Origin of the sequence: Methyloversatilis sp. (assembly GCF_965284615.1) — a bacterium.
GTDB lineage: Bacteria > Pseudomonadota > Gammaproteobacteria > Burkholderiales > Rhodocyclaceae > Methyloversatilis.
Genome location: NZ_OZ260098.1, coordinates 164,761 through 177,346 on the forward strand (window position 1 = coordinate 164,761; position 12,586 = coordinate 177,346).

A 12,586-nucleotide genomic window follows, 5' to 3' on the forward strand; every position below is an offset into this window, starting at 1 on the left:
GTGTGTGTCAGCGACCGGTAGCGAGTGCGCGCAGCCGCGCGATGCGTTCCTCCGTCGCCGGGTGGGTGCTGAACAGGCCGCGCAGGCCGCCGCCGGACAGCGGGTTCATGATCATCATCTGACCGGTTTCCGGATGCGCTTCCGCGGTGGGCATCGGAATCCCGCGGGCGTAGGCGTCGATCTTGGCCAGCGCGCTGGCCAGTGCCTCGGGGTCGCCGGAGATGGCCGCACCTTCGCGGTCGGCGCCGAACTCGCGGGTGCGCGAGATCGCCATCTGGATCAACATGGCGGCGATCGGCGCCAGGATGGCGACGGCGATGCTGAGCACCGGATTGGCCGGGCGACCTTCCGAGTCACGGCCGCCGCCGAAGAACATGCCGAACTGCGCCAGTGCGGAAATCGCGCCGGACACCGTGGCGGAAATGGTCGAGATCAGGATGTCGCGGTTCTTCACGTGCGCCAGCTCGTGTGCCATCACGCCGCGCAGTTCGCGTGCCGACAGCATCTGGATGATGCCGGTGGTCGCGGCCACCGCGGCGTTCTCCGGATTGCGGCCGGTGGCGAAGGCATTGGGCTGCGCCTCGTCGATGATGTAGACGCGCGGCATCGGCAGCTGCGCGCGCTGCGCCAGCTCGGCCACCATGTTGTACAGGTAGGGCGACGAGGCGGCGTTGACTTCGCGCGCGTTGTACATGCGCAGCACCATCTTGTCGGAGAACCAGTAGGCCCACAGGTTGGTGGCGCCACCGAACAGCAGTGCGATCAGCATGCCCTGCTGACCGCCGATGGCTGCACCGACCACGCCGAACAGCGCGACGATGCCGGCCATCAGTATCGAGGTCTTGAGCCAGTTGCCGAACATTCGAATACCTTTCAGTGAGAGAGGAAGCGCACTATAGATCGTGCGCGAAGCAAGAAATTCAAGCGGCGGCAGCGGTGAAAACTGCGCTTACAAGGAAACCCCGGGCCGACGCGACCGCGGCGGCCTACTTGTCCACGTGCTGGCCGACCGCCAGCGGATGACCGTGCAGGAAATCGGCGGCCGGCAGCCGCTTGCCGCCTGGTTTCTGCAGCTCGGTCACGCGCAGCGCGCCTTCTCCGCAGGCGATCACGATGCCATCGTCGCCGACCGCGAGGATGCGCCCGGGCTCGCCGCTCGCCGGCTCGACGCGAGCCCGCCACAGCTTGATCGGCGTGCCCTCCACCGTCATCAGCGCGCCGGGGAAGGGGTTGAAGGCGCGGATCGCGCGGTCCAGTTCGACCGCCGGACGGCGGAAGTCCAGCGCCGCCTCGGCCTTGCCGATCTTCGCCGCGTAGCAGGCCCCGTCGGCCGGCTGTGGCACCGGACTGATGCGTCCGGCCAGCAGCGCGGGCAGCGTGTCGATCAGCAGTTGCGCGCCGGTGGCGGCCAGCCGGTCGTGCAGCGTTGCGGTGGTGTCGTCGGCGGCGATGTTGACGGTGCGTTCGGCCAGCATCGGGCCGGTGTCCAGCCCCTCGTCCATCTGCATCAGCGTGATGCCGGTGCGGGCGTCGCCCGCTTCGATCGCGCGATGAATGGGCGCGGCGCCGCGCCAGCGCGGCAGCAGCGAGGCGTGGATGTTGATGCAGCCGAGGCGCGGAATGTCGAGCACGGCGCGCGGCAGCAGCAGGCCGTAGGCGACCACCACCAGCAGGTCCGGCGCGGCCTCAACCAGCGGCGCGCGCAGTTCGGCCGTCTTAAGCGTGTCGGGCTGGGCCACTGTCAGGCCGTGCGCCAGCGCGCGCTGCTTGACCGGGCTGGGCATCAGTTTCATGCCGCGCCCTGACGGGCGGTCGGGCTGGGTCAGCACCAGCGGGATGTCGCAGTCGAAGCCGGCCAGCGCGTCGAGCGCGCGGGCGGCGAATTCAGGGGTGCCGGCGAAGGCGATGCGCGGCGGCATCAGGCGGTTTCGCGCGCCTGTTTCGCGAGCTTGGTCTTGATCCGCGTCTGCTTCAGCTGCGACAGGTGGTTGACGAATACCTTGCCCTGCAGGTGATCCATCTCGTGCTGGATGCAGACGGCCAGCAGGCCGTGCGCGTCGATGTCCTGCTCGCTGCCGTCCAGCGTCAGCGTGCGCACCTTCACGTGTTCGGCGCGGGTCACCTTGTCGTAGATGCCGGGCACCGACAGACAGCCCTCCTCATAGACCTGTTCGCCGTCGCGCTCGATGATGCGCGGGTTGATCAGCGTGATCAGGCCGGATTTGTCCTCGCTGATGTCGATCACGATCACCTGCTTGTGCACGTCCACCTGTGTTGCGGCCAGCCCGATGCCCGGCGCGGCGTACATGGTTTCGGCCATGTCGGCGGCGAGCCTGCGGATGGAATCGTCCACCGCGATGACCGGCGCCGCCTTCTTGCGCAGGCGGGGGTCGGGGAACTTCAGAATCGGGAGCAGGGCCATAAAAGTCGTGCTGATTTAATGGATTAGCGGTGAATTTTCATGCAGACTGTCATTACATGACGCCGCTTGCTACACTTCGGCATGCGGTTGGCGTGCCGCCTTGCCAAGTCACCGTTTCGACGGTGCAGGGCACTCAAGGTGGAGCCGGTTCGTAACGATATTGAAAGGCAAACCCCCGGCAGGTTCCTGCATGTGCAGGCGCTGCCCGTGCGAGGCCACACCATGCGCAAGATTATATGCTCCCTGCTGGTCGCCCTTTCAAGCGCGACCGCCTTTGCCCAGTCAGCGCCGCCGGCCATCGCCGGCAACGCGCCGGACCGGCACGTCGTCAAGCCGGGCGACACGCTGTGGGGCATCGCTGGCCTCTTCCTGAAGGAGCCGTGGCGCTGGCCTGAAGTGTGGCGGCTCAATCGCGAGCAGATCCGTAATCCGCACCTGATCTATCCCGGCCAGATCGTCTATCTCGAGGATTTCAACGGCTCGCCGCGGCTGCGCGTCGGCCAGCCGGTCAAGCTGTCACCGAAGACCTATGAGGAACCGGTGCGCGAACCGATCGCTTCCATTCCGCACAGTGCGATCGAGCCTTTCCTGTCGAAGCCGATCGCGGTCGAGGCCGGCTTCAATGAGAGCGCGCCGCGCATCGTCGGCACCGAAGAAGGCCGCGTCTACCTGAGCGCCGGTGACACCGCCTACGTCAGCGGCGTCACGGAGAACAAGCCGCTGTGGCACGTCTATCGCCCGGCAGCGCCGATCCGTGATCCCGAGACCAAGCAGCTGATCGGCTACGAGGCGGATTACCTGGGCGAAGCGAAGCTGGTGCGCGAGGGTGAGCCGGCCACCTTCCAGGTGGTGTCGGCACAGTACGAAATCGGCAAGGGTGACCGCCTGGTACCGGCGCGTCCGCCCGAACTGGTCGCCTACGCGCCGCGCGCGCCGGAGACGGCGATCGAAGGCAGCGTCGCCCGCATCGTCGGTGGCGTGGCCTCGTCCGGCCGTCACAGTGTCGTACTGCTGAACCGCGGCGCCAACGACGGCGTCGAGATCGGCCATGTGTTCGCCGCCTATCTGGCCGGAAGCAAGGTCGATATCCGTCAGGATCAGAAGATCGACACCTACCAGTTGCCGGACGAACGCTCCGGTCTGGTGTTCGTGTTCCGCGTCTACGACAACATTTCCTACGCGCTGGTGATGGACGCCAAGCGTCCGATCACCGTCGGCGATCGCTTCCGCAAGCCGTAAGGCGTGCCGGTCGCCAGCGACGCTTCGACCGCAGCCTGGCTGCGGCTGACGCTGACCCGCGGCGTCGGGCTGGAGACGCAGCGTCGTCTGCTGTCGGTGTTCGGCCTGCCCGAACACATCTTCGCGGCGGCCGGCACGGCGGTGCGGGCAGCGGTCGGTGAGCGCGCGGCGCGTGCCCTGGCTGCCTTCGACGGCGACGAACAGGTCGCGCGCACACTGGCCTGGGCGTCACAGCCGGGCAACCATCTGATCACTCTGGCCGACGCAGCCTACCCGCAAGCCCTGCTCGAAATCGCCGATCCGCCGACGCTGCTCTACGTGAAGGGTCGGCCGGAACTGCTGAATACCCGCGCGCTGGCCATTGTCGGTGCCCGCAACGCGACTGCGCAGGGCGCGTCCAACGCCGAGCAGTTCGCGCGTGAGCTGTCGCGCGGCGGGCTCACCATCGTCAGCGGACTGGCGCTCGGTTGCGATGCGGCAGCCCACACCGGCGCGCTCGACGGTGTCGGCAGCACAGTGGCCGTGGTCGGCACCGGCGCCGACCGCATCTATCCGCCGCGCAACCAGGAACTGGCGCGGCGCATCGCCGAGCACGGCGCCATCGTCAGCGAATTCCCGCTCGGAACGCCGGCGCTGCGCGACAACTTCCCGCGCCGCAACCGCATCATTTCCGGCCTTGCGCGCGGCGTGCTGGTGGTCGAGGCGGCGGCGCGCAGCGGCACGCTGATCACCGCGCGGCTGGCCGGCGAACAGGGGCGCGAGGTGTTCGCGATTCCGGGCTCTATCCATTCGCCGCTGTCCAAGGGCTGCCACCAGCTCATCCGCCAAGGTGCCAAGCTGGTCGACGATGCGCGCGACATTCTGTCCGAGCTGCGGCCGGCGCCGCCGCCCGAAGCCGCAGTGGAAGCGCCCTCCGGCGACGGCGACCCGCTGCTCGACGCGATGGGTTTCGACCCGGTCGGAATCGATGTGCTGTCGCAACATACCGGCTTGACGGCGGACACCCTCTCCGCCATGCTGCTCTCGCTGGAACTCGAAAACCGGGTGGCGCTGCTGCCCGACGGACGCTACCAGCGCATCAGGTAGTACGGCAGTGCGCGTCGCGCGCTGCCGGGTTACAAACCCGCCGGTGGGCACGCCTGCCGACCGGCTCGCGCGGAGCCGAATCATGATCGACGTTCTGGTCTATCTTTTCGAAACTTACGCGCACCTGGACAGTTATCCCGAGCCCAACCAGCTCGCACGCAAGCTCTCGGCCGCCGGTTTCGAGCAGGATGAAATCGAGGAAGCGATGGGCTGGCTGTCCGGTCTCGAAAGCGCCGGTGGCGCCGAGAAGCCGCTTATCGCGGCTGAAAGCCGTTCCATCCGTCTGTACTCGGCCGCCGAACAGTCGCGCCTCGATACCGAGTGCCGTGGCTTTCTCGCCTTCCTCGAAGAGGCCGGCGCGATCAATGCGCTGACCCGCGAAATCGTCGTCGAACGCGCCCTGGCGCTGGAAGACGAGGAAGTGTCGCTGGCCCAGCTCAAGGTGATCGTGCTGATGGTGCTGTGGAACCAGCAGGTCACAACCGACACGCTGGTGCTCGAGGAACTGCTGTCGGACGACGACGAGCCGCGCGCGCCGCACTGAAAAGTGCGCGACCGCTGCCGCGGCGCAGGGCCTGCCCGGCCGGATGAATCGCAGCCCGCGTTTCGTCCGCCGGGTCAACTTGTCTTGCCTGTTCGGATTTTTTGTCCCTATCATGCGCCGCTTTCACGCCGCTTGAACCGGCGCGCATCCTGCGCGCGCAAGCCGGCGGCAGGTATCGGGCAGGCATGGGCAAGAAACTGATCATCGCGGAAAAGCCGTCGGTCGCGCAGGACATTGCGCGTGCCGTGGGCGGTTTCACGCGCGAAGGCGATTACTTCGAGAGCGAGGACTACGTACTGTCCTCGGCGGTCGGCCACCTGCTCGAACTGGCGGTGCCGGAGGAATACGAGGTCAAGCGCGGCAAATGGTCGTTTGCGCACCTGCCGGTCATTCCGCCCCGCTTCACGCTGAACCCGATCGACAAGACCGCCGAGCGGCTGCGTCTGCTCACCCGGCTGATCAAGCGCAAGGACGTCAACGGCCTGGTAAACGCCTGTGACGCGGGGCGCGAGGGCGAGCTCATCTTCAATTACATCGTCGAGCACAGCAAGACGAACAAGCCGATCGAACGACTGTGGCTGCAGTCGATGACGGCGACCGCGATCCGCGACGGCTTCGCCGGCCTGCGTTCGGCGCAGGAGGTCGAAGGCCTGCGCCAGGCGGCGATGTCGCGCGCCGAGAGTGACTGGCTCATCGGCATCAACGGCACGCGGGCGATGACCGCGTTCAACTCCAAGACCGGCGGCTTCCATCTGACCACGGTCGGTCGCGTGCAGACGCCGACGCTGGCCATCGTGGTACGCCGCGAAGAGGAAATCCGCCGCTTCAAGTCGCGCGATTACTGGGAAATCGAAGGCCGCTTCGGCGTCGCGGCCGGCGAATACCCCGGCCGCTGGTTCGACGAGAAGTTCAAGAAGCCGGAGGGCGACGAGCACGCCCGCGCCGAACGGCTGTGGGACGAGGCGAGAGCGAGGGCCATCCAGGCCAAGTGCGCCGGCAAGACCGGCACGGTGGAGGAGGAGGCCAAGCCCTCGACCCAGCTGTCGCCGCTGCTGTATGACCTCACCTCGCTGCAGCGCGAAGCGAACGGCCGCTTCGGCTTCTCCGCCCGCGTGACGCTGCAGATCGCACAGGCGCTGTACGAGAAGCACAAGGTGTTGACCTACCCGCGTACCGACGCGCGCGCGCTGCCGGAGGACTACCTGCCGACGGTGAACGACGTGCTGGCCCGTCTGCCGCAAACCTATGCGCCGCACGCCAACGAAATCGTCAAGCAGGGTTGGGTGCGCCCGAACAAGCGCATCTTCAACAACGCCAAGATTTCCGACCACTTCGCCATCATCCCGACCGGCACCGAGCCGAAATCGCTGTCCGAGGCGGAAGCGAAGATCTACGACATGGTCACCCGCCGCTTCCTTGCGGTGTTCTTCCCGGCGGCCGAGTACCGCATCACGACGCGCATCACGCGGGTCGAGGGCGAAGCGTTCAAGACCGAAGGCAAGGTGCTGGTCAATGCCGGCTGGCTGGCCGTGTACGGCAAGGAAGCGGCGATTGCCGACGACGAAGGCAAGGAGAAGGGCGAAACCGCGTCCGCCAGCCTGGTGCCGGTCAAGCCCGGCGAAAGCGCCCGCGTCAATGACATGATCGTCAAGGCGCTGCAGACCAAGCCGCCCGCGCGGTACTCGGAAGCGACGCTGCTGACCGCGATGGAAGGTGCCGGCAAGACCATAGACGACGAGGAACTGCGCGCCGCGATGGCTGGTCGCGGCCTCGGTACGCCGGCGACGCGTGCGCAGATCATCGAGAACCTGATCCTCGAGAACTACATGCTGCGCGAGGGCCGCGAACTGATTCCGACGGCCAAGGGCTTCCAGCTGATGATCGCGCTGCGCGGCCTGAAGATCGACGAACTGAGTTCGCCGGAACTGACCGGTGAATGGGAATACAAGCTGTCGCAGATCGAGCGCGGCGAACTGTCGCGTGACGCCTTCATGCGCGAAATCGCCGACATGACGCAGCACATCGTGCACCAGGCGAAGAGCTACGAAAGCGACACCATTCCGGGCGACTTCGCCACGCTGGACGAGAAGTGCCCGCGCTGCGGCGGCGTCGTGAAGGAGAACTACAAGAAGTTCCAGTGCCAGAGCTGCGACTTCTCGCTGTGGAAGATCGTTGCCGGCCGCCAGTTCGAGACGCACGAGATCGACACCCTGCTGCGCGAGCGCCAGGTCGGTCCGCTGACCGGCTTCCGCAACAAGATGGGCCGGCCGTTCAACGCGGTGATCAAGCTGAACGACAAGCTGGAACCGGAATTCGATTTCGGCCAGCCGCGCGAGGACGAGAACGCCGAGCCGGTCGATTTCTCGCAGCAGACACCGCTCGGCCCCTGCCCGAAGTGTTCGGCGCGGGTGTTCGAACAGCCGATGTCCTATATCTGCGAGAAATCCGTCGGTCCGGAAAAGAGCTGCGACTTCCGCTCCGGCAAGATCATCCTGCAGCAGCCGATCGAGCCCGAACAGATGCAGAAGCTGCTCGAAGCGGGTCGTACCGACCTGCTGAAGGGCTTCGTGTCGTCGCGCACCAAGCGCAAGTTCTCGGCTTTCCTGGTGCGCCAGCCGGACGGTAAGGTCGGCTTCGAGTTCGAGCCGCGCGCAGTCAAGCCGAAGGCGGGCGCGAAGACGGCCAAGGCCGCGGCTGCCGACGCTGCGCCGGCGGCTGAAGCCGAGGCGCCGCCGAAGAAGACCGCGGCGAAGAAGACGACGGCCGCGGCAAAGAAGCCGGCCGCCAAGGCGACGACGGCGCGCAAGAAGTCGGCCTGATCAGGTCCGGCCGGCGGCCACACGGGCTTCATCGCCCGGGCGGCTGCCGGCAGCGCGACCTAGGCTGCTGCGCCGTCCAGCCACACCTCCAGCCCCTGCGCATTCAGTTCGATGTCCAGCCCCCACACGTCAACCGCTTGGTCGTGCGTGAGCCGGCTGCCGTGGGCGCGCAGTTCGTCGATCAGATAGGCGGTCAGCGCCGCCAGCAGTGCCTGCTTGCGGCCGTCGCCGGCACTGGCGGCCGCCTTCGCGATCGCCACGTGGGCGTCGATGCGCGACAGCAGAGCACGGCCCAGCGCCGGCACGCCGGTCACCTTGCCGTAGTGCGTCAGGAACATCGCTTCCGGCTGTCGTGACAGCAGGCGATCGACCGAGGCGCGCATCGCGACCGGGTCGAACTGCACTGGCGAGGTGGTCGGGAACACGAAGGCGCGTCCATCGACCGTGCATTCCGGATAGGCCAAGCCGAAGGTGTCGCCGGTGAACCAGCTTTTCGACTGCGCGTCCCAGATGCAGTGGTGGTGCTTGGCGTGGCCCGGCGTATCGATGAATTCGAGCGGTCGGCCGTTGAAGTCGAGCACGAAGCCGTCCTGCGTCTCGATCACGCGCGCGGCGTCAACCGGCAGGATGTCGCCGTACATTTCCGCCATCGCCTGTTCGCCATAGACCGCGGTGGCGCCGGCGATCAGTTTCGACGGATCGATCATGTGGCGCGCGCCGCGCGGGTGCACCACCAACTGCGCGTTCGGGAAGGCGCGCATCGCCGCACCTGCGCCGCTGGCGTGGTCCAGGTGCACATGGGTCAGGATGATGTAGCGCAGTGCTTCCGGCGCGATGCCCTTCTGCGCCAGCGCCGCCTGCACGTTGCGCAGCGAGTGGCCGGTGCCGCAATCGACCAGCGCCGCCTGGTCGCCGGCGCGGACGAGGTGGATGGCCGCCATGCCGTGGCGGATCAGGTCGGCGTCGATGGCCGAAATGTCGTGCTCGTAGTCGATCATGCAGCGCGCTCCGGGTGGGACTCGGTGCACAGTATGACGCACTGCGGCAGGCGCTTCCGCCGCCGGGGTGCTCAGGGGCGTCTAGGCGCCGCGACCCGCCTTGGCCTGCTCTTCCTGCATCAACTCCTCGAAGCGGGCGTCAAATTCCTTGCGCAGCTGGCGCCGCACCTGAGCGGCGGTGTGACGCCGCTGCTCGTCCGGCGTCAACGGTGTCAACGTTGGCACCGGGCAGGGCCGGCGGTCGGCGTCCATCGCCACCATGGTCAGGTAGCAGGTGTTGGTGTGGCGCGTCGTGTGTTCGCGGATGTTCTCGGTCACCACCTTGACGCCGACCTCCATCGAGGTGGTGCCGGTGTAATTGACCGAAGCGAAGAAGGTGACCAGCTCGCCGACGTGGATCGGGCAGCGGAAGATCACCTGATCGACCGACAGCGTCACCACGTAGGACTGCGCGTAGCGCGCCGCGCAGGCGTAGGCGACCTGATCGAGCAGCTTGAGCAGTGCGCCGCCGTGCACGTTGCCGGAAAAATTGGCCATGTCGGGCGTCATCAGCACCGTCATGGTGAGCTGGTGTTTGGGCAGTTCGTTCATCGTTGTCTACCGTGCGCCGGCGAGGCCGGCGCGGGTGATGTCCGTCGGTGCCCGCGACCCTTCAGTGACGGTTACTCGCGCCGTTCGATGCGCCAGCCCGGTTTGTTGTAGTCGCGGACGTTGCTGTAGGGCGCGGTCGGATAGACGCTGGTGCCGTACGCATCGTCCTCGATGCGTACGCCCGGTTTGGAGTAATCCCGGATCTGGGTGCCGCGCAAGGTCGGGTAAACGTCCGTAGTGCGGCTGCGCGCGTTGGGCCGGATCAGCTCGCGCGGATGCTGTCCTATCATGCCGCCGGGGCTGGCGCCTGCCATGCCCTGTCCGTAGCCCTCAGGACCGAGCGGCGTGACCGGCACATGGCCGCTGCCACCGGCGAGAACTACAGGCGATGCGATCAACGTGCAGGCGGTGAGCAGGGTGCGGATATTCATGGCGACCTCCCGGTCGTGCAACATGACTGGACACTTCGAGTGTAGTGCGAAAGCGCCGCGGCGCAGCGCGCAGCCCGACACGGCCGGGCGCATCGTGACGGAGTGTGGATTGGACGCCACAGCCTGCGACGTCGCCGTGAACACCGTGCCGGCTTGTGGAATGATGCAGCCATGACGACCGACGACCACAATCCCTTCGAAGCCGCCCCGCCGCCGGGCGACGATACGACCGCTTCCCTCGATGGCGGGGAGCCCGATTCGCGCAGTGTAGCGGCCGGCCAGGGGGTCGAGTGGCTGCGTCAGGGCTGGCAGGCCTTCATCGCCGCGCCCGGCGTCTGGGTGGTGATCACGCTGCTGTGGGTGATCGCCGTCGTGGTGCTGAATCTGGTGCCGCTGTTCGGCATGATTGCCGCCACGCTGCTGGCAATGGTGACGGTGGGTGGGCTGATGACGGGCTGCCGCGCACTGTCGCGCGGCGAGCCCTTCGGCGTGGCTCACCTGTGGGCCGGTTTCGGCGAGCGCATCAATCCGCTGCTTGCCCTCGGGGGCTGGTACCTGCTGGCCTCGCTGGCCATCGGCATGCTGGTCGTGCTGCTGTCGGCGATCAGTGCCGGTCTGGCCGGCGTTGCCGCGGTGGCGGGTCTGGCGGTGCTGATGGCGGCCATTCCGGCCATGCTCATCATCGCCGTCATGCTGATGGCGCCGGTGCTGATGGCGGTCTGGTTCGCGCCGGCCCTGGTCGTCTTCCACGACATGAAGGCACTGGATGCGATGCGCACCAGTTTCTTCGCCAGCCTGCGCAATGCGCCGGCCTTCGTCGTGTTCGCACTGCTCTACGTCGTGCTGGCCGTGCTGGCCTCGATCCCCGCCATGCTGGGCTGGCTGCTGCTGTTGCCAGTCACTTTCGGCGCGATGTACGCCAGCTACCGCGACGTGTTCGACCAGCGCTGATCAGCCCTCCAGCGCCTCGCCGGCCCCCTTCACCACCTTGAAGCGCGCCAGCGTCGCCTCGCGCGCCGCGGCGTGGTCGACGATGGGCGCCGGGTAGTCGCTGCCGATCACGCAGCCGGCCATCTTCTGTTCCAGCGGCGTCGCCAGCCAGGGCGCGTGGATGCGCTTCTTGTCGAATTTCGCCAGTTCCGGGCAGTAGCGGCGGATGAACTGGCCGTCGGCATCGAACTTCTCCGACTGCGTGACCGGGTTGAAGATGCGGAACCAGGGCTGGGCGTCGCAGCCGGTCGAGGCCGCCCACTGCCAGCCGCCGTTGTTGGCAGCGAGATCGAAATCGTTGAGCTGGCGCGCGAACCAGTGTTCGCCGCGGCGCCAGTCGATGCCCAGGTCCTTGGTCAGAAAGGAGGCGCTCACCATGCGCAGCCGGTTGTGCATATAGCCGGTCAGCGCCAGCTGGCGCTGCGCCGCGTCCACCAGCGGGTAGCCGGTGCGACCTTCGCACCAGGCGCGGAACTTCGCTTCGTCGTCCACCCAGCGCACCGCGTCGTACTCCGGCCGGAAGCTCGCGCCGACCACGTGCGGGTTGTGCCACAGGATCTGGAAGTAGAAATCGCGCCAGATCAGCTCAGACAGCCAGGTTTCGGCGCCGGCGCCACCGCGCGCATGCGCCTCGCGCGCCAGCCGGCGGATCGATATCGTGCCGAAGCGCAGATGTACCGACAGATAGCTCGGGCCCTTGGCCGCCGGAAAGTCGCGCAGCACCTTGTAACGGTCGATGCGATCGAGGAAGGCGTCGAACAGCGTGTCGGCGCCGTTCATGCCGGCCGGCAGCTTCAGCGTCGCCAGATTGGTTGACCGGAAACCCATGTCGGCCAGTGACGGAATGCCACCCGCCGGCACTGCCGCCAGCGCATCCGCGTAGCGGCGTACCGGATAGGCCTTCAGGTGGAAGGGCGTGAGCTTCTTCAGCCAGGCGTTCTTGTAGGGCGTGAACACCGAGAAGGGCTTGCCGCCCTGGGTGAGCACCTCGTCGCACTCGAACACGACCTGGTCCTTGTGCGTGTCGAAGGCGATGCCGTCGCGTGCCAGCGCGTCGTGCACCGCGCGATCGCGCGCGAAGGCGGCGGGCTCGTAGTCGCGGTTGGCGACGACGCCGGCCACGCCCAGTTCGCGCGCCAGTTGCGGGACGACGTCGCGGGCGCGGCCGTGGCGCACGATGAGCCCGCCTCCGAGCGCACGCAGCGCAGCGTCCAGCTCGGTGACCGAGGCATGGATGAATTCGACCCGGCGGTCGGCGCTCAGGCCTTCTGCCAGCAGTTCGTCGAGGATGTCGGTGTCGAACACGAACACGCACCACACCGGGCCGCCGGCGCGCAGCGCGTGGTATAGGGCGGCATGGTCGTCGATGCGCAGGTCGCGGCGAAACCACACCAGGCGGGATGAAGGACGGTCGGGCATGCGGGATTTCCGTCAAAAAGTCGGCGCTTTGAGCGTGATGTCGCGCC

The 12,586-nt window shown here is 67.2% G+C and carries 12 protein-coding genes; 5 read left to right on the forward strand and 7 right to left on the reverse strand.

What is annotated here, in order from left to right:
- Positions 1–7: 7 nt before the first annotated feature.
- The 3 genes from htpX to def form a co-directional block, all read right to left on the reverse strand.
- Positions 8–862, reverse strand: coding sequence for a zinc metalloprotease HtpX (gene htpX, locus ACQ66H_RS00790; RefSeq protein ID WP_430432403.1), 855 nt, complete (start codon positions 860–862; stop codon positions 8–10).
- Between the two features lie 124 nt (positions 863–986).
- A complete protein-coding gene (gene fmt, locus ACQ66H_RS00795; RefSeq protein WP_430432404.1) occupies positions 987–1,919 on the reverse strand; it encodes a methionyl-tRNA formyltransferase in 933 nt (310 codons plus the stop codon).
- Positions 1,919–2,422 (reverse strand): peptide deformylase, encoded by a 504-nt coding sequence (gene def / locus ACQ66H_RS00800; RefSeq protein ID WP_430432405.1) that lies wholly within the window; start codon positions 2,420–2,422, stop codon positions 1,919–1,921. Before def ends, fmt begins: the two co-directional genes overlap by 1 nt.
- Before the next feature lie 222 nt (positions 2,423–2,644).
- On the opposite strand from def, the gene ACQ66H_RS00805 reads away from it, so the two are divergent.
- The 4 genes from ACQ66H_RS00805 (at position 2,645) to ACQ66H_RS00820 (ending at position 8,110) form a co-directional block, all read left to right on the forward strand.
- Positions 2,645–3,661, forward strand: coding sequence for a LysM peptidoglycan-binding domain-containing protein (locus ACQ66H_RS00805; protein WP_430432406.1), 1,017 nt, complete (start codon positions 2,645–2,647; stop codon positions 3,659–3,661).
- A 3-nt stretch (positions 3,662–3,664) separates the two neighbouring features.
- Positions 3,665–4,747 (forward strand): DNA-processing protein DprA, encoded by a 1,083-nt coding sequence (gene dprA, locus ACQ66H_RS00810; RefSeq protein WP_430432407.1) that lies wholly within the window; start codon positions 3,665–3,667, stop codon positions 4,745–4,747.
- 82 nt (positions 4,748–4,829) lie between these two features.
- On the forward strand, positions 4,830–5,291 hold the full coding sequence (locus tag ACQ66H_RS00815; RefSeq protein WP_020162914.1) for a DUF494 family protein: 462 nt from the start codon (positions 4,830–4,832) through the stop codon (positions 5,289–5,291).
- Positions 5,292–5,476: 185 nt separating this feature from the next.
- Positions 5,477–8,110, forward strand: a complete 2,634-nt coding sequence (locus ACQ66H_RS00820; RefSeq protein ID WP_430432408.1) for a DNA topoisomerase III — start codon at positions 5,477–5,479, stop codon at positions 8,108–8,110.
- A gap of 59 nt (positions 8,111–8,169) precedes the next feature.
- On the opposite strand, the gene ACQ66H_RS00825 is transcribed toward ACQ66H_RS00820, so the two are convergent.
- From ACQ66H_RS00825 to ACQ66H_RS00835, 3 genes are all read right to left on the reverse strand, one after another.
- Positions 8,170–9,108 carry an MBL fold metallo-hydrolase gene (locus tag ACQ66H_RS00825; RefSeq protein WP_430432409.1) on the reverse strand — a complete coding sequence of 313 codons (939 nt, stop codon included), beginning with the start codon at positions 9,106–9,108 and terminating at the stop codon, positions 8,170–8,172.
- A gap of 81 nt (positions 9,109–9,189) precedes the next feature.
- Positions 9,190–9,699, reverse strand: coding sequence for an acyl-CoA thioesterase (locus ACQ66H_RS00830; RefSeq protein ID WP_430432410.1), 510 nt, complete (start codon positions 9,697–9,699; stop codon positions 9,190–9,192).
- Between the two features lie 71 nt (positions 9,700–9,770).
- Positions 9,771–10,130, reverse strand: coding sequence for a hypothetical protein (locus ACQ66H_RS00835; RefSeq protein ID WP_430432411.1), 360 nt, complete (start codon positions 10,128–10,130; stop codon positions 9,771–9,773).
- A gap of 171 nt (positions 10,131–10,301) precedes the next feature.
- On the opposite strand from ACQ66H_RS00835, the gene ACQ66H_RS00840 reads away from it, so the two are divergent.
- On the forward strand, positions 10,302–11,081 hold the full coding sequence (locus tag ACQ66H_RS00840) for a BPSS1780 family membrane protein (RefSeq protein ID WP_430432412.1): 780 nt from the start codon (positions 10,302–10,304) through the stop codon (positions 11,079–11,081).
- On the opposite strand, the gene ACQ66H_RS00845 is transcribed toward ACQ66H_RS00840, so the two are convergent.
- Entirely contained in the window at positions 11,082–12,539 is a 1,458-nt protein-coding gene (locus tag ACQ66H_RS00845; protein WP_430432413.1) for a cryptochrome/photolyase family protein, read from the reverse strand.
- Positions 12,540–12,586 lie beyond the last annotated feature (47 nt).

Excerpts from the sequence above, each read along its gene's own strand:
- htpX (WP_430432403.1), bottom strand. The coding sequence starts at position 862 with ATGTTCGGCAACTGGCTCAAGACCTCGATACTGATGGCCGGCATCGTC.
- fmt (WP_430432404.1), bottom strand. The coding sequence starts at position 1,919 with ATGCCGCCGCGCATCGCCTTCGCCGGCACCCCTGAATTCGCCGCCCGC.
- def (WP_430432405.1), bottom strand. The coding sequence starts at position 2,422 with ATGGCCCTGCTCCCGATTCTGAAGTTCCCCGACCCCCGCCTGCGCAAG.
- ACQ66H_RS00805 (WP_430432406.1), top strand. The coding sequence starts at position 2,645 with ATGCGCAAGATTATATGCTCCCTGCTGGTCGCCCTTTCAAGCGCGACC.
- ACQ66H_RS00815 (WP_020162914.1), top strand. The coding sequence starts at position 4,830 with ATGATCGACGTTCTGGTCTATCTTTTCGAAACTTACGCGCACCTGGAC.
- ACQ66H_RS00820 (WP_430432408.1), top strand. The coding sequence starts at position 5,477 with ATGGGCAAGAAACTGATCATCGCGGAAAAGCCGTCGGTCGCGCAGGAC.
- ACQ66H_RS00825 (WP_430432409.1), bottom strand. The coding sequence starts at position 9,108 with ATGATCGACTACGAGCACGACATTTCGGCCATCGACGCCGACCTGATC.
- ACQ66H_RS00830 (WP_430432410.1), bottom strand. The coding sequence starts at position 9,699 with ATGAACGAACTGCCCAAACACCAGCTCACCATGACGGTGCTGATGACG.
- ACQ66H_RS00835 (WP_430432411.1), bottom strand. The coding sequence starts at position 10,130 with ATGAATATCCGCACCCTGCTCACCGCCTGCACGTTGATCGCATCGCCT.
- ACQ66H_RS00840 (WP_430432412.1), top strand. The coding sequence starts at position 10,302 with ATGACGACCGACGACCACAATCCCTTCGAAGCCGCCCCGCCGCCGGGC.
- ACQ66H_RS00845 (WP_430432413.1), bottom strand. The coding sequence starts at position 12,539 with ATGCCCGACCGTCCTTCATCCCGCCTGGTGTGGTTTCGCCGCGACCTG.